Origin of the sequence: Mucilaginibacter antarcticus (genome assembly GCF_042686155.1) — a bacterium.
GTDB classification, from domain to species: Bacteria; Bacteroidota; Bacteroidia; order Sphingobacteriales; family Sphingobacteriaceae; genus Mucilaginibacter; species Mucilaginibacter antarcticus.
Genome location: NZ_JBHUON010000022.1, coordinates 20022 through 42568 on the forward strand (window position 1 = coordinate 20022; position 22547 = coordinate 42568).

Annotated in this window: 19 protein-coding genes; 14 read left to right on the plus strand and 5 right to left on the minus strand. The window is 44.4% G+C overall.

The genetic code is table 11. The features are described 5' to 3' along the window. Positions 1–23: 23 nt before the first annotated feature. The 4 genes from ACFSYC_RS15810 (at position 24) to ACFSYC_RS15825 (ending at position 4947) form a co-directional block, all read left to right on the plus strand. Positions 24–1265, plus strand: coding sequence for an aminotransferase class I/II-fold pyridoxal phosphate-dependent enzyme (locus tag ACFSYC_RS15810; RefSeq protein ID WP_377129560.1), 1242 nt, complete (start codon positions 24–26; stop codon positions 1263–1265). A gap of 108 nt (positions 1266–1373) precedes the next feature. Continuing rightward, positions 1374–2924, plus strand: coding sequence for an FG-GAP repeat domain-containing protein (locus ACFSYC_RS15815; protein ID WP_377129562.1), 1551 nt, complete (start codon positions 1374–1376; stop codon positions 2922–2924). Positions 2925–2931: 7 nt separating this feature from the next. Beyond that, a complete protein-coding gene (locus tag ACFSYC_RS15820; protein ID WP_377129564.1) occupies positions 2932–4488 on the plus strand; it encodes an FG-GAP repeat domain-containing protein in 1557 nt (518 codons plus the stop codon). Between the two features lie 282 nt (positions 4489–4770). Further along, on the plus strand, positions 4771–4947 hold the full coding sequence (locus tag ACFSYC_RS15825) for a histone H1 (protein WP_377129566.1): 177 nt from the start codon (positions 4771–4773) through the stop codon (positions 4945–4947). A 98-nt stretch (positions 4948–5045) separates the two neighbouring features. Here ACFSYC_RS15825 and dapA read toward each other — a convergent pair whose 3' ends face one another. From dapA to ACFSYC_RS15845, 4 genes are all read right to left on the minus strand, one after another. After that, the gene (dapA, locus tag ACFSYC_RS15830) at positions 5046–5924 is read right to left on the minus strand and encodes a 4-hydroxy-tetrahydrodipicolinate synthase (protein ID WP_377129568.1); all 879 of its coding nucleotides are present in this window, start codon (positions 5922–5924) and stop codon (positions 5046–5048) included. Positions 5925–6041: 117 nt separating this feature from the next. Further along, a complete protein-coding gene (locus tag ACFSYC_RS15835; protein WP_377129570.1) occupies positions 6042–8483 on the minus strand; it encodes a DUF5686 and carboxypeptidase regulatory-like domain-containing protein in 2442 nt (813 codons plus the stop codon). A 161-nt stretch (positions 8484–8644) separates the two neighbouring features. Continuing rightward, a complete protein-coding gene (gene dctA, locus ACFSYC_RS15840; protein WP_377129572.1) occupies positions 8645–9889 on the minus strand; it encodes a C4-dicarboxylate transporter DctA in 1245 nt (414 codons plus the stop codon). Positions 9890–9979: 90 nt separating this feature from the next. After that, entirely contained in the window at positions 9980–10138 is a 159-nt protein-coding gene (locus ACFSYC_RS15845) for a hypothetical protein (RefSeq protein ID WP_377129574.1), read from the minus strand. 263 nt (positions 10139–10401) lie between these two features. On the opposite strand from ACFSYC_RS15845, the gene ligA reads away from it, so the two are divergent. The 10 genes from ligA (at position 10402) to ACFSYC_RS15895 (ending at position 21211) form a co-directional block, all read left to right on the plus strand. Then, positions 10402–12432 carry an NAD-dependent DNA ligase LigA gene (gene ligA / locus ACFSYC_RS15850; protein WP_377129576.1) on the plus strand — a complete coding sequence of 677 codons (2031 nt, stop codon included), beginning with the start codon at positions 10402–10404 and terminating at the stop codon, positions 12430–12432. A 146-nt stretch (positions 12433–12578) separates the two neighbouring features. Further along, positions 12579–13454 (plus strand): succinate--CoA ligase subunit alpha, encoded by an 876-nt coding sequence (gene sucD / locus ACFSYC_RS15855; protein WP_377129578.1) that lies wholly within the window; start codon positions 12579–12581, stop codon positions 13452–13454. A gap of 300 nt (positions 13455–13754) precedes the next feature. Further along, entirely contained in the window at positions 13755–14120 is a 366-nt protein-coding gene (locus tag ACFSYC_RS15860) for a methionine-R-sulfoxide reductase (protein WP_377129580.1), read from the plus strand. A gap of 452 nt (positions 14121–14572) precedes the next feature. Then, a complete protein-coding gene (locus ACFSYC_RS15865; RefSeq protein ID WP_377129582.1) occupies positions 14573–15550 on the plus strand; it encodes a ribonucleoside-diphosphate reductase small subunit in 978 nt (325 codons plus the stop codon). Positions 15551–15601: 51 nt separating this feature from the next. Next, a complete protein-coding gene (locus ACFSYC_RS15870) occupies positions 15602–15964 on the plus strand; it encodes a four helix bundle protein (RefSeq protein WP_377129584.1) in 363 nt (120 codons plus the stop codon). Between the two features lie 31 nt (positions 15965–15995). Continuing rightward, positions 15996–18374 (plus strand): ribonucleoside-diphosphate reductase subunit alpha, encoded by a 2379-nt coding sequence (locus ACFSYC_RS15875; RefSeq protein WP_377129586.1) that lies wholly within the window; start codon positions 15996–15998, stop codon positions 18372–18374. A 104-nt stretch (positions 18375–18478) separates the two neighbouring features. Further along, positions 18479–18736: a cysteine-rich CWC family protein gene (locus ACFSYC_RS15880; RefSeq protein WP_377129588.1), complete on the plus strand. Its 258-nt coding sequence runs from the start codon at positions 18479–18481 to the stop codon at positions 18734–18736. Positions 18737–18837: 101 nt separating this feature from the next. After that, positions 18838–19254: a hypothetical protein gene (locus ACFSYC_RS15885; RefSeq protein WP_377129590.1), complete on the plus strand. Its 417-nt coding sequence runs from the start codon at positions 18838–18840 to the stop codon at positions 19252–19254. Positions 19255–19603: 349 nt separating this feature from the next. After that, positions 19604–20200 carry an RDD family protein gene (locus tag ACFSYC_RS15890; RefSeq protein WP_377129592.1) on the plus strand — a complete coding sequence of 199 codons (597 nt, stop codon included), beginning with the start codon at positions 19604–19606 and terminating at the stop codon, positions 20198–20200. A gap of 60 nt (positions 20201–20260) precedes the next feature. Continuing rightward, positions 20261–21211, plus strand: a complete 951-nt coding sequence (locus ACFSYC_RS15895; protein WP_377129594.1) for a glycoside hydrolase family 43 protein — start codon at positions 20261–20263, stop codon at positions 21209–21211. On the opposite strand, the gene ACFSYC_RS15900 is transcribed toward ACFSYC_RS15895, so the two are convergent. Then, the gene (locus tag ACFSYC_RS15900) at positions 21212–22162 is read right to left on the minus strand and encodes a sugar phosphate isomerase/epimerase family protein (RefSeq protein WP_377129596.1); all 951 of its coding nucleotides are present in this window, start codon (positions 22160–22162) and stop codon (positions 21212–21214) included. Positions 22163–22547 lie beyond the last annotated feature (385 nt).

Below are 22547 nucleotides of genomic sequence, written 5' to 3' on the forward strand. Positions count from 1 at the left end.
AATAACGATTAAAAGAGATAGCGTTGGATTTATTTGAAAAGATAACAAGTAGCATGGGCGGCCCGCTGGGGCAGCACCAACAATGGGCGCACGGATATTTTTCATATCCGAAACTTGAGGGAGAGATAGGCCCGCACATGCAGTTTAACGGCAAAGAACACCTAGTTTGGAGCTTAAATAACTACCTGGGCCTGGCTAATCACCCCGACGTAAGGAAAGCCGACGCGCAGGCAGCAGCTGATTACGGCATGGCATACCCAATGGGCGCGCGTATGATGTCTGGAAACTCTATCCATCACGAAGAGTTGGAGCAAGGCCTGGCGCAATTTGTAGGCAAAGAAGACGCGTTTTTATTGAACTATGGCTATCAGGGTATGGTGTCTATTATTGACACTTTGGTAAGCCGTAATGATGTTATTGTATACGATGCCGAGTCGCACGCCTGTATTATTGACGGCTTGCGCATGCACATGGGCAAACGCTTTGTTTACCAGCATAACGATATTGAAAGCTGCCGCAAGCAGCTGGAGCGTGCTACAAAACTAACCGAAGCTAGCGGTGGTGGCATTTTGCTGATCACGGAGGGCGTATTCGGTATGTCAGGCGCACAGGGTAAGCTGAAAGAGATTGTCGATTTAAAATCTGAGTTTAACTTTAGGGTACTGGTTGACGATGCGCATGGTTTTGGTACCATGGGTAAAACCGGTGCCGGTACGCACGAGGAGCAGGATTGTATTGATGGTGTTGATGTGTACTTTGGTACCTTCGCAAAATCAATGGCAGGCATAGGTGGTTTTGTTGCTGCCGATAAGCTAGTGGTTGATTATTTGCGCTACAACATGCGCTCGCAAATATTTGCTAAGGCCTTGCCAATGCCTATGGTAATCGGCCTTAAAAAGCGTTTCGAAATGTTAAAATCTATGCCGGAGCTGCGCGAAAAGTTATGGCAAGTAGCAAAAGCGCTGCAAACTGGTTTGGTAGAGCGTGGCTTTGATATTGGCGTTACCAACACTATGGTAACCCCGGTATTTTTAAAAGGCGACCTATATGAAGCCACCGCGTTAACTCGCGACTTACGCGAGCGTTGGAGCATTTTCTGCTCTATTGTGGTTTACCCCGTTATCCCTAAAGGATTGATCATTTTACGTTTAATCCCAACCGCGACACACAGCATGGAAGACGTTCAACGTACGCTTGACGCTTACAGCGAAATGGGCGAGAAGCTAAAAGCCGGCCATTATAGCGAAAAAGTTCCCCAGGCATAATCACCGTATTAAGCTAATAAGATATAAAAGGTTGCCAGCTCTTGTTTGAGTGGCAGCCTTTTTTTATGTTTATACAGTAACAAACCAGGACGACTCCAACTAACTATAATGAAATTAAATAAACTGCTTGTTTTTGCATGTTTGGCGTTAGCCGTAGCAACGATGGTGCGTTGTGGCGGCGTTGGAGATGATAAGGTTAACGATAAGTCGACGGCTGCTGCCTCAGGTCCCGGTGATGTTAAAAAAGGGCAACAGCTGGCCGCTCAGTATTGCCGGTCATGCCATCAGCTGCCTGATCCGTCCTTGCTAGACAAGGTGACGTGGCGCAAACAGGTGTTGCCGGTAATGGGTTTATACCTGGGCATAAAATACCAGGTACCAGACAGTATACTTTATTTGCAGTCTGATAACCTGGCTTACCTGCCCCAGGCGTCGGTAATTGACTCGGTAGCATGGCAGCATATCATTAATTACTATGTTAGCAAAGCACCCGAACATTTGCCTGTACCAAAAAGACCCGCGCCCATAAAAGAACTGCCTTTCTTCAAAATAATCCCCGCGCCGGCAGAATGGGTGTCTACCCGTGCTTTAACGTCCTATGTAAAAATAGACGAAAGCGTCAATCCGCACAGGCTCATTGTATGCGACGGAATGACCAATAAGGTGATTGTATTAAATGACAAGATAACCACCGTCAATTCGTCGACCATGAGTGGAGCGATAGTGGATATGGTATTTCAGAAAGATAATATTTCGGCAACTACCCTAGGCAATGATCTGTGGGCAAATAATGCAAAAAAAGGATCGGTCAAAGAGATCAGCATAGACAAAAGTGGTAAAGTTGCTATACAGGAAAAACTGATCATTGATAAACTCGGCAGGCCGGTATCTACCACCATAGTTGATTTGAATTTAGATAACATCCCCGATTACCTGGTGGGCCAATTTGGTAAAATGACAGGCCGCCTAAGCTGGTTTGAGCAGCAGGGGAGTAACATTAAAGAGCATATTCTACGCGATAAACCGGGATGTGTTAAAGCAATCGTCGACAATAAAAATACAAGCAGGGCGCCAAATATATGGGCATTGTTTGCCCAGGGCGATGAGGGTCTTTTTAAATATATCAACGATGGTAAAGGTAATTTTACCGAAAAGCGCGTCATAAGTTTCCCGCCATCGTACGGTTCAACTTATTTTGATTTGGTTGATTTTAATGGTGACGGACTACAAGATATTATTTATACCTGCGGCGATAACGGCGATTACAGCCAGATACCAAAACCATACCACGGCATTTACATCTACCTAAATACGGGCGATGAAAAGTTTGTAAACAAATACTTTTATCCTATGGATGGTTGTTACAAAGCTATTGTAAGGGATTTTGATAAGGATGGAAAGCTGGATATTGCAGCCATCAGCCAATTCCCGGGAGGGACGGATCGTAAAGAAGCATTTATATATCTGAAAGGGAGAGGCGCCCTGGATTTTCAGGCTTTCACTTTGCCGACTAATACGCCGCTAACCAATGCTATGACTATTGATGCCGGTGACATTGACGGCGATGGCAAAACAGACCTGTTGGTGGGCAATGGTTTTGTTGATCCGGTTAAGGGCAATAAACAGCCGCTTTTTATTGTGCTAAAAAACATAAACTGATTTAACGATGCGACATCCCCATAAAATATTAGTTATTGCTTTACTTACGCTGATTGTAATTGGGTTAGCGCAATGCGGTGGCCCAACCGGCGGTAATATTTACACTAAAGACGGCGCCCAGGCCGATGTGTACAGCGATGAAGATGTTGCTAAAGGAGAAGCTTTGGCGGCTAAGCATTGCCAGTCGTGCCATAGCTTGCCGAGCCCTTCGCTGCTTAACAAAGTAATATGGAAAGATAACGTACTGCCGCTGATGGGCGAATATTTAGGTTTAAAACCGGCAGCCAAATCTAATACACCGCGGATTGATGCTGCCTATAAACCAAGCTCGCCGGCGATGGACGAAAGAGACTGGCGACTGATCAACGCGTATTTTATAACTAAAGCACCTGATGAACTGCCTATTGCCGACAGAGCAGAGCCTACCCATCAATTGCCATTTTTTGAGGTGCAGTCCACGCCAGCCGAGTGGGTAGCCACGCAAGCTTTTACATCCTACGTAAAAATTGATCAAAGTGTAAAACCACATCGTTTGATAGTATGCGATGGCTTGAATAACAAGCTGGTGGTTTTAAACGATAAGGGGCAAACTATCAGCACAAGTACGTTAGATGCCGCGATAGTTGATCTGAATTTTCAGTCTGATAAAATTTTGGCCAGTGTTATCGGCTTTGATCTAAAGCCTAACGACATTATGGTAGGCAGCATCAACCAGGTGGCGTTTGATAATAAGGGGGCTATAACTATTAAAGCTAAGCCGCTGTTTGACAGGTTGAACCGCCCCTTGTCTGTAAACCTGATTGACCTTAACCAAGACGGAAAGAAGGATTACCTGATCAATCAATACGGTAACATGGCGGGTAAGCTGAGTTGGTTTGAAGGTAATACAGCCAGAAAAGAACATGTGCTTAGAGAAAAGCCGGGCTGTATTAAAGCAATTATAGATTACAATAACCCAGGTAAAGTACCTGACATATGGGCCTTATTTGCCCAGGGCGACGAAGGTGTATTTATGTACGCCAATAAAGGTAAAGGCATCTTCGAAGAGAAAAAGATTTTAAGCTTCCCACCGTCGTATGGTTCTATCAGCTTTGATCTGGTAGATTTTAACGGCGATGGTTTTAAAGATATTTTATATGCCTGCGGGGATAATGCCGACCATAGCCAGATCTTAAAACCCTATCATGGGGTATATATCTATTTAAACGATGGTAAGAATAATTTCAGCCAAAAGTATTTTTACCCTATAAATGGTTGCAATAAAGTTATCGCCAGTGATTTTGACCGCGATGGTGATCTGGATCTTGCTGCGGTTAGTGCGTATCCGTCAGAGAAAATCGTATGGGAAGGTTTTATATACTTTGAAAATACCGGCGGTTTAAATTTTAAACCCTATACACCGCCAAGCACTGTTAAGTTTACCCACGGCATGACTATAGACGCAGCTGACATTGACGGCGATGGCAAGACAGATTTGCTGCTTGGAGGTGCCTTTTCAGCAAAAAATTTAAAAGGAAACGATAAACATCCGTTGTTTCTGGTACTCAAAAACATTGTTAAGTAGTAACCAGGTGTCTAGTGGCTACTAATTGGGATACTTTACAGATTTGGTGAATAAAATCATAGCAATATTGTCCGTTATTGTTTTTAAGGTAAATTTATTTTAATATTATATAAAATAATAACGTTTAACGCTAATGTTGAAACTTTTTGCTGCCGCGACACCTTTAAAAATGTGGAAAAAAACGCGTGATTGCGGGTTTACAGCTATTTTTATTTTAATAAAAACATTATAGCTTAGCTTTTATAAATCAATACCTCATATTATTAAACAAAGAGTAATTCGATGAAAAAATTTACTGAAGTAAAAGAGCTTATCGCATCCCTTGAAGCCGATGCTGATAAGTTTTACAACAAGGGTAACAGTGCAGCCGGTACCCGTGTTCGTAAAGGTATGCAAGACCTTAAAAACCTGGCGCAAGCTATCCGTTTGGAAGTTCAGGACGCAAAAAACCAGGCGTAGTTATACTGACGGTATAACTAACAAAAAAACCCGGCTGCACGCAGCGGGTTTTTTTTTGCAATATGATTAATTAGACGCAATGGATTGCGTCTCTACGTTCAGCTAAATTTTTGGATCTCTTTAACTATCGCAGCGGCAGTTTGCTCACTAACCGGCGTTAAAGGCAAACGCACCGTGTCGCCACAAATACCTAATTGCTTTAACGCAGTTTTAACACCCGCCGGGCTGCCTTCAACAAAGCACAGGCGGGTAATGTCTATCAGGCTGTAATGGCCTTTTTCTGCCCCTTTAAAATCATGGTTAAGGCATTTACGTATCACGTCTGATGTTTGGCGCGGCAAGGCATTGCCCACTACAGATATAACACCAACGGCCCCTAGCGCTATCATGGGTAAGCTTATAGGGTCATCGCCGGATATCATCAGGAAGCCCTCAGGCTTGTCGCGCATGATTTGGTTAATTTGGTCAAAGTTGCCCGATGCTTCTTTAATGCCCACTATATTTTTAAACTCTTTAGCTAATTTAACAGTAGTGTAGGCACTTACATTGCTGCCCGTGCGGCCCGGTACGTTATATAATATTATAGGCAGATTTGCAGCTTGGGCTATGGCTTTATAGTGCTGATAAATACCCTCTTGCGTTGGTTTGTTGTAGTTTGGGCTGGCAGATAATATGGCATCATAGCCAGGTATGTCAAATGACTTTACCTGCTCAACAACTTCGGCAGTATTATTACCGCCAATGCCTGCAACCAAATTTACGCGACCATCCACCGTTTCGGCAGTAAAGGCCCAAACCTTCTTCTTTTCATCAGCATTTAAGGTGGCGGTTTCGCCTGTGGTACCTAACGACACGATGTACTCCACACCGCCATCAACTAAATAATTGATCAGTTTTTTAAGCCCGTCGTAATCTACTTGTCCGTCTGCCTGAAAAGGGGTAACTATCGCTATCCCGGTTCCGTAAAATTTGTTCATGTGTTATATTAAAGGCCGCTAAGTTAATATTTTATTAGCCGATAGTCCATAGTCCATGGTCAATAGTTTGTTGTCTTTTCGAAAACACAAGCGACAAAAGGAAACTTTGACCGATGACTATAACCCAATAGCCAGCCTTATCCCGTCGTGCGCGTTGTTGGCGCTGTTGTACGAGCGGCCATAAAGTAACTTAAACCTGAAGTATTGCACCCCAAAGCCCAGCTCATAATAGTTTTTCAACTCGGGCGATGTCAGGTAATTAACATGAACAATCTCCTGCAGCTTCAGTTTTCTGATGAGCGGAATCTTATTCGTGAAAAAGCCTGAAAAGTTATGCTGAAAATGTCCTTCCAGATATTCAGTGCGGCTGCTGTACAGGTAGTAGTTGAGCAGCAAAAAGCTGTTAATTCCTCCGCGATACAACAGTGCCTGGCTGCCGTAAAAGTGGTTGTAATCTGTATAGTAAATGCTGTTGCTATTAATAAACTTACCCGCACCAATATAAAATGCCGAGCGCCCGTATAACCCCATGCGGATATTAGTTTTTGATATATCGGCCGAGATCTTATCAAAATCAACATCAGACCCAAATACATTTTTGATGCCCTTGGTGTAGGCAAAACCTATGGTTGGATACTTTGATGGCAGAAAGCGCCTGCCGGTAGGGTAGGTGGCGTACTTGTTGCTAAAATCGTAACTAAGGCGACCGGTTATTTTAAGCGATTGGTTTTTAGCAAACAAAGGCACATTAGCATAAGGCACAAAAGGATTGTTTGAAGTATACTGCTTACGGCCGTTAAAACTAAATGCCGACGTATTGTCGAGCCAGGTACGGCTGGCAAATTCGGCATCGACACTGGCGCGGAGGCCGCCGCTAATGCGACCCCCGATAAGCACGGATGCAAATTGCTTTTGGTAAAATTTCTGAAAATTTTCTTTTGCTAACAGGCTATGCAACGTATTGGCAAATGGCGAAATAGGTTGCAGGTTGTTCATGTCCAGCACATCAGAACCGCCGCTCAAGTGGAGCGTAAACTTATTTACCGGTAGGGTAGCATCAATAACCGCGTTAAATAAATGGTTTGAAAAACCATAACCCAAGGTTGACCCAAGCCTGAAATAGCGATTATCAACCGTGTCTATCAGTTTGGTGTATGATGCTTTCCAATCAATATTGACGCCTTGAACCGTGTTGAACTGTATGGCACGCGACAGGATAGGGTCAATATGGAAATACTGTTTTTTATAGCGATTGTTACGATTGATGCCGCCAATCAATAATTTCCGGATACTGAATTTGTTATTGATCCGGTCTACCGAATCCATGTAGCCCTTAGATTCGCGCTTGGTTGCAATGGAGTCTTTCTTTTGATAATCAGCCTTTTCTTCGTCCGTGAGCGGGATGGGGCGCTCTTGCTCCCAGTAGGTACTGTCTTTTTTGTTAACGCCTTTGGTAATGCGCAATACCTCGTTAAAATCCTTTTTGTTGAAGGTGGGGTTAAGGTCGTAATTTTTATAAACGGATATAAAATAACCGCCGAACTTAAAGCCAAACAGCCCGCCGTTAAAGTCAAAACGGATGTTTGACGTTAACCAGGCTTTGTTATCAACGGGCACAAATTGCTGGTTGATTCGGATGGTATCTACCAAATTAATATTGGCTTTTTTGGTGACATACAGGTTAAGGCCCACCAGTCGCCAGCTATCTTCCTGTATGTAAATGTAGCCTTCAAAACATGGGTCGTGCTCACGGCGGGGCATCACCTTTATCTTGTTTACCGTTTTGCCATTCTCGGTAGTTTCGCCAATCCAGCGGTAGTTGTAGTAAAACAGGGCATTGTCTGCAATGGGCGATATTAGCGGGCGCAAACTAATACGCCCCCATTGCTGCAGGTTCTCGTAGAAAATAACCCGCATATCGGTAGCGCGGTTATAGCTAAAAGCCCGGTTACTACCCGATACCTTTGATGACACCATCACCTCGTGCACCTTATCGGGATATTGATAGCTGTATTTAGATTCAGACTCCGACAGGTAAATTATCCCCCGGCGGTTCGAGTCAAGGCCCATCTCTTTAGCCATCTCGTTAATGTCTCGTCCTAAAAATTTCTTAGGCGCATCCAGCAGTTTCTGCATGCCTTTTATGTAGATGTCTGCCGTAAAAGCCTTAACCTCGTTAAGGTAAGTTTTGCGTTTTTTAATCGCTTTGCGGATGATGGCATAAGCCGGGTCAACCCCGCCAACGTTTACAGTTTGCAGCTGATAAACCTCGGTGCTTAAAGTTACGTTTACAACCTTATTTTGCTTTAAGTCTACCGTACGGCTTTCTTGTTTGTAGCCCACCGCTTTATATTGTACCAGGTGCTGGCCGGGCTTTAAGCTTAAAGAATATTCGCCCTCGCTATTGGCAGATGCGCCCTGCGTGGTGTTTTTGATATACACTGCCGCAAAGGGTACGGATTTCCCGGCGTCGTCAGTTATTTTACCGCTGATGGTGAGTTGTGCAAACAGACTGCTATTAATCAGTAAAACAAAAATAAGGCTTAACGTTGACCGCATGAGGGGATTATGTTTTGCTAAGATGCAATTTATTGGCAGAAGCTTGCTGGTGGTAGTTGTTAATTATTGTTAAAGGTGTTTGTTTTAGTACGTGGCTACGGAGCGCGTTAAAGTAAGCTCGTTCAACCCTGATGTCCAATCGCTCTGCGATAAAATTAGCCCTACCGCGCTATCGCCGCTCTATACTTAGCTTCATCAAACTCCTTTTCGCTTTTGGCAATCACGATAGTTGCAGCGCCATTTCCAATAACATTAGTAATCGCTCGCGCTTCCGACATAAACCTGTCTACCCCTAACAATATCGCCACACCCTCAACAGGGATAAGCTTAATGGCCGCTAAGGTTGATGTTAGCACAATAAACCCACTACCGGTTACACCTGCGGCGCCTTTTGATGTCACCATCAATATGCCTATAATAGTTAGCTGCTGCATCAACGTTAATGGCACATGAAAAACCTGGGCCAAAAATATGGTACACATGGATAGGTAGATGGTGGTGCCATCGAGGTTGAAGGAATATCCGGCAGGAATAACTAAGCCTACAACCGATTTTGAGCAACCAAATTTTTCCAGCTTCTCCATCATCCCCGGCAGGGCCGACTCTGACGACGAGGTACCCAGCACAATCAATATTTCTTGCCTGATATGTTTAAGGTATTGCCATAGGCTAAACTTAAATAGGTAGCAAATAACATTAAGCACCACAAAAATGAACAATGCCATGGTTGCATATACAGATACCATGAGCAAAGCCAGCGGCTGCAGTGTTTTTATGCCATAAGTACTAATGGTATAAGCCATCCCGCCGAAAGCTCCGAGCGGTGCAGCCTTCATCACAATGTGCATAATGTTGAAGAAAACTTTGGAGATCTTTTCAAACAGGTTAATAACGGTTGTGCCCGTATCGCCCATTTTACTCAGCCCGATACCAAACAATATCGCAAAGAAAAGGATCTGCAAAATATCGCCTTCGGCAAAAGCTTTAAAGGCATTGCTGGGTACAATGTGCGCCAAAAAATCGCCCCATTTCATGTCAGATGCAGCCTTTTCGTAGACGGCAAGTTTGGCGGTATCAGCGGGTATGGTGCTTACAAAACCATCGCCGGGCTTAACTAAGTTGGCAACTGTAACACCAATAATAAGCGCGAAAGTGGTAACCACTTCAAAATACAACAGCGCCTTACCGCCTACGCGGCCCACCTTTTTCATATCGCTCATGCCCGCAATACCCAACACAATGGTGAAGAATATGATAGGGGCAATCAGCATGGTGATCAGGTTAATAAACGTTTTACTAATCAATTGCGCCGTAGGGGCAAAAGGTTTATAATACAGGCCTACCAAAATGCCCAGTGCAATAGCTACCAGCACCTGGAAGGTAAGGTTGTTAATCAATCGTTTCATTAACCAATTATACGATTATTCGGGATATTATCGGGTGCGCAACGCAATTCGTGGCGTCGCAATACATTGCGTCTTCTTGTACAAAGCCGGCTATATACGTTCGCGTATACCTTTTTTGCTGGTCGTTCCGGGCCTTGACGCACTTAGCTTGCCTGCTTCGTTCAAGAAAAGTGTAAGCAGGGCGGCTTCGGGCGAAATTAGGTAAAATGGGTGGCCGGTGCGGTGGCGAGGGCATTGGTAATTTTGCATGAAGTGGTGGTCTGTGCGAGCGAAGCGGGGCAAAAGGACCGGGCCCTTGGTTTTACCTAATTTGCAGGGCAAAGGCCTTGAGCGCAAAGAAGCATCCCTGCTGACTTGATTTTTGGTTCTTTTCATCAAGGAAAAGAACAAAGCCGATCCGCGGCAATTGAGCGGAGGCAAGCCACGAGTGATGGCAACGGAGCGCGTTTATTTAGACGGCATCCTGGAGTAAATGCAACCATCCCAAATAATTAATTTATTATCTTCGCTCCATGTCACCTCAGGAAGCAAAACAGCAAATTGAAACCTTATCTGCAGCGCTAAAGCAGCATAGCTATAACTATTATGTATTGGCTATGCCTGCTATAACCGACTTCGAGTTTGATAAACTACTGGAGGAGCTTACGGCTTTAGAGCGCCAATTCCCCGAGTTTTTGGATGAAGATTCGCCCACCCAAAAGGTAGGTGGTTTTGTAACCAAGGAATTTAAAACGGTAAAGCATCGCTGGCCGATGCTGTCGTTAGGCAACACCTATAATGAGCAAGAGTTGCTTGATTTCGACCAGCGCATTCGCAAAGCTATAGGCGATAATTTTGAGTATGTGTGCGAGCTTAAATTCGACGGCCTGTCGATGAGTCTTACTTACCAGGACGGTAAATTGGCCCGCGCCGTTACCCGTGGCGACGGCACACAGGGCGACGAAGTGACAACAAACGTAAAGACTATCAAGACTATCCCTAAGCAGCTAAAGAGCGGCGATTATCCTGCCGAGTTTGAAATCCGTGGAGAGGTATTTATGCACCTTAAAGCCTTTGAACGCCTGAATCAGGAGCGTGTAGATAACGGCGAGCCGGCCTACGCTAACCCGCGTAACTTTGCATCGGGCACTATAAAACTACAAGATAGCAGTGAGGTAGCTAAACGCCCGCTGGATTGTTTCCTTTATGGCTTGTATACCGAAAAGCAACTATTTAAAACCCATTGGGAGAGCCTGCAAGCCGTAAAAAGCTGGGGTTTTCATGTAGATGACCATAGTAGGTTATGTAATGATATGGAGAGCGTTTTAGCTTTCATTAACGAGTGGGACACCAAACGTTTTGATTTGAGTTATGATATTGACGGTATCGTTATCAAAGTTAACAGTTATGGCCAGCAGCAGGAACTGGGCTTCACGGCCAAATCGCCACGCTGGGCCATATCCTATAAATTTAAAGCCGAGCGCGTACAAACCGAGTTGCTTAAAGTTACTTACCAGGTGGGCCGTACCGGTGCGGTTACCCCGGTTGCTAACTTAAAACCGGTGCTACTGGCAGGCACTACCGTGAAACGCGCCACCCTGCACAACGCCAACGAAATGCTGCGACTTGATTTGCACCAGGGCGATTGGGTGTACGTTGAAAAAGGCGGCGAGATCATCCCGAAGATTATTGAGGTAAACTTAGAAAAACGTACGCCGGGTGCCGGGCGAATAGACTACATAACCGAATGCCCCGAATGTGGTGCCCCGCTTAAACGCCAGGAAGGCGAAGCCGCATTTTACTGCCCTAATGACGAAGGTTGCCGCCCGCAGATAACCGGCAAAATGCAGCACTTCATCGGCCGTAAAGCCATGAATATTGATGGTTTGGGTGATGAGACTATAGAGCAACTGTATCATCGCGGATTTATCCGCCATATCAGTGATCTGTATGACTTGCATAATAAATTGGGTGAATTGAAAACGATGGAGCGCTTCGGCGAAAAATCCATTACCAACATGTTGGATGGCATTGAAAAATCAAAACAGATGCCGTTTGAAAAAGTGCTGTTTGGCTTAGGTATTCGCTACATTGGCGAAACTGTTGCCAGAAAACTGGCCATGCACTTTAAAAACATAGATAACCTGATGGCTGCAACGCTGGAGGAACTGGTGGTAGCTGAAGAAATAGGCGAGCGTATAGCCCATAGTTTAATCGAATATTTCGGCACGCCGCAGCATCGCCAGGAAATTGAAAAGCTAAAGGCCGCCGGACTGCAGTTTGTAGCCGAACAAAAAGAAGTAATACTGGCCAGCGAGGCCTTAACGGGCAAAACCTTCATCATATCGGGCACGTTTGAACGCTCGCGCGATGAATTGAAGGATATTATTGAGCAAAACGGAGGGAAGATATTGAGCAGCATATCGGCCAAACTAAACTACCTGGTTGCCGGGGATAATATGGGGCCGGCAAAACTGGAGAAGGCGCAAAAGCTCAACGTGCCTATTATAAGTGATTCGGAGTTGTTAGAGATGATTGGAGCCCCTCCCAACCCTCCCCGGTAGGGAGGGCTTGATTTAAAGTCTCGCCAACCGGGGAGATTTAGAGGGGGCATTGTAATTTTTTCATCATCCAACAAAAAAATACCCCTTAACCATATAGCAGGTGAAAAATAATTTTAGCTTTGCCATATCAAAAGAAACATGTACCAATGAGTGTTCTAGTAAATAAAGATTCGAAAGTTATAGTTCAGGGTTTTACAGGTAATGAGGGTACCTACCACGCATCGCAGATGATTGAGTATGGCACCCAGCTTGTAGGTGGTGTTACACCGGGTAAAGGTGGCCAAACACACTTAGATCGCCCTGTATTTAATACCGTTGCTGATGCCGTTGCAAAAACGGGTGCCGATGTATCTATCATTTTCGTTCCGCCTGCATTTGCTGCCGACGCGATTATGGAAGCTGCCGAAGCCGGTATAAAAGTTATTGTATGTATCACCGAAGGTATCCCGACTAAGGATATGATTGCGGTTAAAGAATATTTGTCTGATAAAGACAGTCGCCTTATTGGCCCTAACTGCCCTGGTATTATCACTGCTGATGAAAGCAAAATTGGTATTATGCCGGGCTTTATCTTTAAAAAAGGTAACGTAGGTGTGGTTTCAAAATCGGGCACGTTAACTTACGAGGCCGTAGACCAGGTTGTTAAAGCCGGTTTAGGCATCACCACAGCCATTGGCATTGGTGGCGACCCGATTATTGGTACCCCAACTAAAGAAGCTGTTGAGTTGTTAATGAATGATCCTGACACACACGGTATCATTATGATAGGCGAGATTGGTGGCGGCATGGAAGCAGAAGCCGCCCTGTGGATCAAAGAAAACGGTACTAAACCGGTAGTAGGCTTTATTGCCGGCCAAACTGCGCCTCCGGGCCGCCGTATGGGCCACGCAGGTGCAATTGTTGGCGGTGCCGATGATACTGCTGCCGCTAAAATGAAGATCATGCGCGAATGCGGGATCCGTGTTGTAGAGTCGCCGGCCGAAATTGGCGCTGCTATGGCAGAGGAATTAGCTAAATTATAAGCCCCCTCTAAATCTCCCCCGGTAGGGGAGACTTAAAGATATAAATCCTGGCTTTGGCCGGGATTTTTTGGTTTTGCAAAGTTTGTCATTGCGAGGTACGAAGCAATCGCACGCTGCAAAGTTCGTCACCGTTCTCCTTGCGATTGCTTCGTTCCTCGCAATGACAAATGGTGCTATGTCTCCGTCAACTCCATGTAAACATCCATCCAAAAACAAATTGTCCCCCAGTTTTGTCGTATCTTGTAATGTAGCGGACGGACAAACTATCCATCTGTGAAATCAAAAATAATCTGTGAAATCATGTCTAACTATAACGAATTAACTCCCGAAGAAGAATACGTCATCCTACACAAAGGCACTGAGCGCCCTTTTACCGGCGAATTGTTGAATAACCAGGCTCAGGGCTTTTATGTGTGCAAACGCTGCGATACGCCTTTATATACATCAGAAACTAAGTTTGAGTCGCATTGTGGCTGGCCGAGTTTTGATGATGAGATTGCGGGTGCTGTAAAGCGCGTGCCCGATGCCGATGGCCGCCGGGTAGAAATAGTATGCAACAACTGTGGCGCGCACCTGGGTCACGTTTTTGAGGGCGAGTATCTGACACCCAAAAATACCCGCCATTGCGTTAATTCTTTATCCCTTAAGTTTGTCGCCAAAGCGTAATAAAACCGGGGCGATGGGTTTGTGCTCATCGCCCAAAATGTCGCCGCACTTAGATTTGCACATTTACAATAAGCTCATTCTTAGTCTCCTAAAAATACCCTCTCCGTAGCATTTAGGCATTTTGTTTATAACTTATGGGTGATGTGTAAAACTATCACTAACAACAAAAAAGCGCAACCACTATCTTTGATTTATAAGTCTTGAAAAAGCTATCCAAAAATATCGGCAACCCTGTTCGATATCACCGGAGAATGCTGCTAACTGGCAGCTAAGCTGACGTACAATGGTATAACATTTAGTAGGGATTAGTGAGGTTGATATAAGTAGTTTAAAGATGACAGGCATTGGCCTGACATTGTTTAGCAACAACTGCTTGGCGGCTCTGTCGGCTAAAATTACCAGGGTTTGAAAGACGAATTTTTGAGTTGAAATATTAAAATAGAATAAAGCGCATGGCGGAAGAAACAGAATTATTATTAAGAGAGAACAAGGATCGTTTTGTTATTCTACCTATTAAATATCCCGCCATTTGGGAAATGTATAAAAAATGCGAAGCCAGCTTTTGGACGGCAGAAGAAATTGATCTGTCTGACGATTTAAAACACTGGGAAGGTTTAAACTCGGGCGAAAAACATTTTATATCACACATCCTGGCATTTTTTGCCGCCAGCGATGGTATCGTAAATGAAAACCTTGCCGTAAACTTTATGAGTGAGGTGCAGTTACCAGAGGCACGTTGTTTCTACGGTTTTCAGATCATGATGGAAAACATCCACTCTGAAACCTACGCCTTGTTAATTGATACTTATATTAAAGACGCTACCGAAAAAGACCGCTTGTTTCACGCTATTGATACCGTACCATGTGTAGGTAAAAAGGCCGAGTGGGCGTTGCGTTGGATAAATAACGGAAGCTTTGCAGAGCGTTTAATTGCTTTTGCGGCTGTAGAGGGAATTTTCTTCTCAGGCAGTTTTTGCTCTATCTTCTGGTTAAAAAAACGTGGCTTAATGCCGGGGTTAACTTTCAGTAATGAGCTGATATCTCGTGACGAAGGTATGCACTGCGAGTTTGCTTGCTTACTATACAGAATGTTAGATAACAAACTAACAAAAGAAGCAGCTACAGCTATTATTACCGATGCTGTTGAAATTGAAAAAGAATTTGTGAGCGACGCGCTACCGGTTAGTTTAATTGGTATGAACGCTAAGCTAATGAGCCAATACATTGAGTTTGTTGCCGACCGTTGGTTGGGCGAGCTTGGTTATGATAAAGTATACGGCGCCAGCAACCCGTTCGACTTTATGGAGATGATATCCCTGCAGGGCAAAACCAACTTCTTTGAAAAACGTGTAGGCGATTATCAAAAAAGCGGGGTGTTAAATACAAGCGGAGCCGATAATAAAGGATTTTCGTTAGACGAAGACTTTTAAGGTAGTGAGTAGTGAGTTGGCAGTGGTGAGTAGAATGCGTAATAAGAATTGATGTTTTTAACGTTAGGACATACCAAATTAGATATTTATGCTATTGCAAGGCAATTTGTAAAAGCATGCTATGCCGCTGTATCGCAATTTCCAGCAGAAGAAAAATTTATATTAACACAACAAATAAAAAGGGCAGCCCTATCTGTTCATTTAAACATTGCAGAGGGGAGTTCCAGGAAATCAGAGTTAGAACGTAAACGTTTTTATGAAATAGCAAGAGGGTCTGTTATTGAAGTAGACGCTGCGTTTGACATAGCTGCTGATTTGGGTTATTGCACGCCCGAAAGTTTGCAGTTAGCAGGAGAAGCAATGGTGAAATGCTTCAAATACCTAAGTGCATTAATTAATTCAGTAGTAAAATGAACTCACCATTCACCATTAACAATTCACTATTATGTTTGTAGTAAAAAGAGACGGTAAACAAGAGTCGGTAAAATTCGACAAAATAACAGCACGGATAGAGAAACTGTGCTATGGTTTAAACCCTGCACTGGTTGACCCGGTTGATGTGGCTAAGAAAGTAATTGAAGGCTTGTTTGATGGGGTTACTACATCAGAGCTTGACAACCTTGCCGCTGAGACAGCAGCATCATTGACGACCAAACACCCTGATTACGCGTTACTGGCATCGCGTATAGCTGTGTCTAACTTACATAAAAATACCATCAAGTCGTTTTCAGAAACGATGAGTAACCTGTACACCTATATTGACCCTAAAACAGGTAAAAATGCAGCTTTACTGGCTGATGATGTAAACGATATTATTCAAAAAAATGCTGAAGAACTGGATAGCAGCATTATTTACGACCGCGATTTTGGCTTTGATTACTTTGGCTTTAAAACCTTAGAAAAATCATACCTGTTAAAACTGAATGGTAAAATAGCCGAGCGCCCGCAGCACTTGTTTATGCGTGTATCGGTAGGTATCCACAAAGAAGATATTGCCAGCGCGATAAAAACTTACAACCTGATGAGCGAGCGTTGGTTTACCCACGCTACACCTACTTTATTTAATGCAGGCACGCCAAAACCACAAATGTCGTCATGCTTCTTGTTAACCATGAAAGATGATAGCATTGATGGTATTTACGATACTTTAAAACAAACCGCCAAAATCTCGCAAAGTGCGGGTGGTATTGGCCTAAGCATCCACAATGTGCGTGCAACAGGTTCGTACATTAGCGGTACTAACGGTACCAGCAACGGTATTATACCCATGTTACGTGTGTTTAATGATACTGCCCGTTATGTAGACCAGGGCGGTGGCAAGCGTAAAGGCGCCTTTGCTATCTACCTAGAGCCATGGCATGCAGATATCTTTGAATTTTTAGACCTGCGTAAAAACCACGGTAAAGAAGAGATGCGCGCACGCGATTTGTTCTACGCGCTTTGGGTAAGCGATTTGTTTATGCAACGCGTTGAAGCTAACGAGGATTGGAGCTTATTTTGCCCGCACGAAGCACCAGGCTTAGCTGATTGCCACGGTAAAGAATTTGAGAAACTATACAAACGTTACGAGAAAGAGGGCCGTGCCCGCAAGGTGATAAAAGCACAGGAACTTTGGTTTGCTGTATTAGACGCCCAGGTAGAAACAGGTACTCCTTACTTGTTATATAAAGATGCTGCCAACGCAAAATCAAACCAGCAAAACTTAGGTACTATTAAAAGCTCAAACCTTTGTACCGAGATTTTAGAGTATACCTCGCCGGATGAGATTGCGGTTTGTAACCTGGCATCGTTAGCGTTACCACGTTATGTTATCAATGGTAAGTTTGATCACGACAAATTATACGAGGTGACTTACCAGGCTACGTTAAACCTGAACAAGATCATCGACAATAATTACTACCCGGTTAAAGAAGCCGAATATTCAAACTTGCGCCACCGCCCAATTGGTTTAGGTGTACAAGGCCTGGCTGATGCTTTTATCCTGTTACGTTTACCGTTTGAAAGCCCTGAGGCTAAACAACTGAACATCGATATTTTTGAGACGATATACTTTGCTGCAATGACAGCGTCAAAAGATCTGGCTATTGCAGAAGGCGCTTACGAAACCTTTAAGGGTTCGCCATTGTCAAAAGGAAAATTCCAGTTTGATTTATGGGATGTAAAGCCAACAAGCGGCCGTTGGGATTGGGAAAACCTGCGTTTAGATGTAATGAACCATGGTGTGCGTAACTCACTATTAGTAGCGCCAATGCCAACTGCATCAACATCGCAGATCTTGGGTAACAACGAGTGCTTTGAGCCATATACCTCAAACATATACACCCGCCGTGTATTGAGTGGCGAGTTTGTGATTGTAAACAAACACTTGCTGCGCGATTTGGTAAACCTTGGTTTATGGACCGGTAGCATGAAAGATAAGATCATCACTGCAAATGGATCTGTACAAGACATTGCCGAGATACCACAAGACTTGAAAGACCTGTACAAAACTGTTTGGGAGATTAAGATGCGTGACATTATTGATATGGCTGCAGACCGTGGCGCTTACATTTGCCAGTCGCAATCATTAAACTTGTTCATCAACTCGCCAAATGCTTCAAAACTAACTTCAATGCACTTTTACGCATGGAAGAAAGGTTTAAAAACAGGTATGTACTACCTGCGTACACAAGCAGCATCGCAAGCGGTTAAATTTACAGTAGAGAACCAGGGCGGTAAAAACATGGAAGCTGTAATACCTGAAATAGTTAACCAGGTAGCAGACGAAATACCTGCAGGCCCATCTTGCTCAATGGAAGAAGGCTGCGTTACTTGCTCAGCGTAGGCCCCGCCCAACCCTCCCCGGAAGGGAGGGCTTACTATAAAAAATTAAAAGGCCGAAATATTTTCGGCCTTTTTTAGTCATATTCAGTGAGTTAAATAGAAGTGATGTACCAAAACAAAAAAGTCTCCCCTTCCGGGGGAGATTTAGAGGGGGCTACCAAACACGAAATCATCCCCTGCGACCGTTGCGGTGCACGCATTGAATGTAAGGCAAACGCCTACACCAAATGCCAGTGCAGCGTGGTGCAGTTAACGTTGAACGAAGTGCAATACATAAGCGAAAATTACGAAGGCTGTATGTGTGCCAAGTGTTTGCTGGAGTTGCAGGAAGAGTATAGGGAGATGATGGGGATAACACAGTAAACTTATTTTATATTTGTCATCCTGGCCGTAGTGAAGGATCTTATTCGACAGATAGTTAGCCGCTTTATTAATCGCGCGTAGAAGATGCTTCGTTCCTCAGCATGTCAAAGTTATATATGTCCACCTTCACCACCCAAATACCCTGCGAATTGGATCGCCACTACTCCCTGAAAATTGTGGACGATGGTCGGGTTGCCTATGCTTATTTGTGCGAAACTGAGGACGTTGTTGGCGATGTATGGTTATATAATCAACAAGAACCGCCGCAATCATCCTTTTGGCTGCCCGAAGACATGCCCTTTTTAAATCCTAAGGAATACCTGGGCAAAGAGCCAATGATAAAACCTATCCAACAAGAAACCGAGATCCGTACAGAGTGGACGGAGTCAAAAGACGATGGTTTGATAGAGGTGGGGATTTACATTCGTGACAAATTCATTGCTTCGGTATCGGTAGGGTCAAAGCCGGGCTGGTCTGTTTTGGTGGCAAAAGACGGGCCTTTAGCTTGTGTTTACTAGCATAAATGGCATTAAAAACCTGATTTATACCCTAAAAATACTGTTGTTTCACAAGGCTTAAAAACAGCAGAAGTTAATAGGTTGTTTATTAGTTATTTATTCTTAATGCAGCTGTAAAGTTACTGACCGAAAGGTTATTTTATTTAGGTCAAATGCTTGAGTTTTTAACCATCTGTAATTCAATTATTTAACTAAAAATCTTGTTTCATTTTGTTTCACTCGGTTTTTGTAAATAGCTAATTACTAAATATTTAAGTCGAAATCTTGTTTCACTTGTTTCATTTGTGTCACACACGCGTGAAACAAACGCTACCATAGGTTCAAATAACTTGCCTAAATTAGCAGATAAATGAACTACATCCTCGTTATAAACGGCAAACCTGAAGGCCCATTTTCGATAGACGAACTTAAAGAGCGCAACATCAAGCCCGGCGACTTTGTAAAGACGGATACTATGAACGACTACAAAGAAGCTCACGAAGTTGCAGAACTACGGGCGCTGTTTGGCTTTGAAAAACAGGTTCTGCTGCAATACTTCGGCAGCTTTGACCAGCGGGCAACCGCCGCCGCGCTCGATTGGTTCTTTGTGTCCGCAGGCTGTGTTGTTCCCGCGCTTATCGTAACGTTGTTTATTAGCAACCAGGTGATAGGCTTCGGTTTGGCTTTTAGCATGCTGGTGGTGATACCGATAGTGAATCTCGTGTACCACATCATCATGGAAAGCTCGGCTAAACAGGCCACCTATGGCAAGCAGATATTAAAGATCAGGGTATGTGATATGCAGGGCAATCGCCTTACCCAAAGCCACGCAGCCGGGCGTAACCTGGCCAAAGTATTCTCGGTGCTGACCTTGTTTATTGGCTACCTGATGGCTTTCTTCAACAAGCAACAGCAGTGCCTGCACGATAGAATTGCGGGGACGCTGGTGATTAAGGATAGGTTGTAACAATCTCGTGTCGCGCTCAATGCAGGCCAATATATCCATATATTGGTGCAAAGTTAGCCCATGAAATATCTCTTTACCCTCTGCGCCTTACTCGTCACCCTTGCCACGCAAGCGCAAACCAAAGACACCCTACTACTTGCCGACCCTACCATATTTTACGACAACGGTCAGTACTATCTGTATGGAACTAGCAGCAACCGGGGCTTCACGGTCTACCAGTCAGCAGATTTGGAGCATTGGACGGGCCCGGTAGGTAAGAAAGAAGGGCACGCCCTGCTAAGAGGCGACAGCTATGGCAAGCGGGGTTTCTGGGCGCCGCAGATCTTTAAGCATAACAACAAATACTACATGGCCTATACCGCCGACGAGCATATCGCGATAGCAGAAAGTGATAGCCCACTTGGGCCGTTTACACAGAAGGTAGCTAAAGAGATCTCGGGCCCGGGTAAGCAGATAGACCCTTACATATTTAAAGATACTGATGGCCAGTTATACCTGTACCATGTCAGATTGCAGCAAGGTAACCGCATATTTGTAGCTAAGTTGAAAAGCGATATGTCTGACATTGACACCACAACCACTAAAGAGTGCCTTAGCGCCATGCTGCCATGGGAGAACACCGCAAAATCCGACTGGCCGGTAAGCGAAGGCCCAACGGTGGTAAAGCGCGATGGTCTGTACTATATGCTGTACTCATGCAACGATTTCCGCAACATCAACTACGCCGTAGGTTACGCCACCGCCACATCACCCATGGGGCCGTGGACTAAGTATACCGGCAACCCTATACTAAGCCGAGCTGTAACGGGCATGAACGGCACCGGCCACGGCGATTTGTTTACAGGCAAAGGCGGGCAGTTGTATTATGTGTTACACACGCATCATGATAACAACACGCCAAATGGGCAACGCAAAACAGGCCTTGTCAAGGTGGCGTTCACCAAAACAAGGCCTGCAGCAATAGTGGTTGATCAAAGCAGCTTTAAATTTCTGCTTACCGATAAAAAATAACTAAGCACTCAGTATAGCCGCCATATACTCGCGGCATTTGGCAACCTCTTTAACGTCGTCGCTGCCGGTGGGTACTTTGTACTCCAGCTCAATAGTGGCAGCAAATTTGTATTTCTTCTTTTTCATCAGCAACAATACATCTTTGATAGGGGTGTCGCCCTCGCCAAACGCAGTATTGGGTCCGTTGTTTACCTTGCGGTCTTTAATGTGCATGCTGGTAATACGGTCGTGATGCTTTCCAATAAAGGCCAGTACGTCGGTATTGTTACCGGCAATGTAGTGGCCAATATCAAGGTTTATGCAATTGTATTTTGATTGCTCCATAGCGGTGTCCCACAATTGCGGGGTAGCTTGGGTATGAGCATGGTAACCTACGCGTACTTTATGTTTAGTTGCTAAATCGCCAATGCGTTTGGTTTGGGCATCGTTATGCTCGGGCATTTCGCAGTTGCAATGGTCGGCGCCTAAGGCTTTGGCTGCCTTAAAGGCATATTCAATCTCGGCATCGGTATTGTTGGTGTTAAATACAACGGGCTTGTAGGCATATATGTTCACCCCGGCATCTTTAAACTTTTTACCTATGGCTTTAAATATATCCATAGATACACCTGCGCGCCAGTCGGCCATAGCCTTATTAAAGTCAGCACCCGATTGCCCTTGTGCTTTTTTAGGTGCACCGGCACTAAGCTCGGTAGCATCGCCACGCAACTCAACACCGCTCAGGTTATTTTGCAGGCAGTAGCTCAACATATCCTCGGCAGTAACGTTCTTCATGTTACGGTACGAGTAGGTTGTTACGCCTATCAGCACGCCACCAATTACAGAGTTTGGTTTATCAGCGCCGCCAAAAAAGCTATTGGCTAATGATAGTTTAGGTAATAACAGCATGCCGGTTGCGGCTAAAGCGCTGCTGCTGATAAAGCCGCGGCGCGATAGGTTATTTAATTTCATATTGATTTATAAATGGTTGCAGCCAAAATAGCGAAATTTAGCAGGTATTTAAACGCTGTAGCACTTTATTTACATAGGGCAAGCTTGCAACAATGGCAAGTGGGACGTGTCCGTCCGTTTAATTGCCGGACTCTTTTAGACGATCGGACGCTTACAAATTAGTTTGTCCGTCCGTCCGTTTTGTACCGATACCTGTTGCGGAAGGACACGTATGTATAAGCAGGGTGTCCGTCCGTCCTTTTTGTACCGGCACCTGTTGCGGACGGACAAGTATAATTAGAATATTTTACAATAAATATCTGATGATCAGTAATTTAATCGTATATTTGTATGGTAGTTCAATCTCAAAACAAATTTCTTGCATACGCCACATCGCTAACCCTTT

Bases quoted from the DNA above. Each gene is read 5' to 3' on its own strand.
- ligA (WP_377129576.1), top strand. From the start codon at position 10,402: ATGTCACCTCAGGAAGCAAAACAGCAAATTGAAACCTTATCTGCAGCG.
- dctA (WP_377129572.1), bottom strand. From the start codon at position 9,889: ATGAAACGATTGATTAACAACCTTACCTTCCAGGTGCTGGTAGCTATT.
- ACFSYC_RS15900 (WP_377129596.1), bottom strand. From the start codon at position 22,162: ATGAAATTAAATAACCTATCGCGCCGCGGCTTTATCAGCAGCAGCGCT.
- ACFSYC_RS15825 (WP_377129566.1), top strand. From the start codon at position 4,771: ATGAAAAAATTTACTGAAGTAAAAGAGCTTATCGCATCCCTTGAAGCC.
- ACFSYC_RS15860 (WP_377129580.1), top strand. From the start codon at position 13,755: ATGTCTAACTATAACGAATTAACTCCCGAAGAAGAATACGTCATCCTA.
- ACFSYC_RS15870 (WP_377129584.1), top strand. From the start codon at position 15,602: ATGTTTTTAACGTTAGGACATACCAAATTAGATATTTATGCTATTGCA.
- ACFSYC_RS15895 (WP_377129594.1), top strand. From the start codon at position 20,261: ATGAAATATCTCTTTACCCTCTGCGCCTTACTCGTCACCCTTGCCACG.
- ACFSYC_RS15865 (WP_377129582.1), top strand. From the start codon at position 14,573: ATGGCGGAAGAAACAGAATTATTATTAAGAGAGAACAAGGATCGTTTT.
- ACFSYC_RS15880 (WP_377129588.1), top strand. From the start codon at position 18,479: ATGTACCAAAACAAAAAAGTCTCCCCTTCCGGGGGAGATTTAGAGGGG.
- ACFSYC_RS15875 (WP_377129586.1), top strand. From the start codon at position 15,996: ATGTTTGTAGTAAAAAGAGACGGTAAACAAGAGTCGGTAAAATTCGAC.
- ACFSYC_RS15845 (WP_377129574.1), bottom strand. From the start codon at position 10,138: ATGCAAAATTACCAATGCCCTCGCCACCGCACCGGCCACCCATTTTAC.
- dapA (WP_377129568.1), bottom strand. From the start codon at position 5,924: ATGAACAAATTTTACGGAACCGGGATAGCGATAGTTACCCCTTTTCAG.
- ACFSYC_RS15815 (WP_377129562.1), top strand. From the start codon at position 1,374: ATGAAATTAAATAAACTGCTTGTTTTTGCATGTTTGGCGTTAGCCGTA.
- ACFSYC_RS15835 (WP_377129570.1), bottom strand. From the start codon at position 8,483: ATGCGGTCAACGTTAAGCCTTATTTTTGTTTTACTGATTAATAGCAGT.
- ACFSYC_RS15890 (WP_377129592.1), top strand. From the start codon at position 19,604: ATGAACTACATCCTCGTTATAAACGGCAAACCTGAAGGCCCATTTTCG.
- ACFSYC_RS15820 (WP_377129564.1), top strand. From the start codon at position 2,932: ATGCGACATCCCCATAAAATATTAGTTATTGCTTTACTTACGCTGATT.
- sucD (WP_377129578.1), top strand. From the start codon at position 12,579: ATGAGTGTTCTAGTAAATAAAGATTCGAAAGTTATAGTTCAGGGTTTT.
- ACFSYC_RS15885 (WP_377129590.1), top strand. From the start codon at position 18,838: ATGTCAAAGTTATATATGTCCACCTTCACCACCCAAATACCCTGCGAA.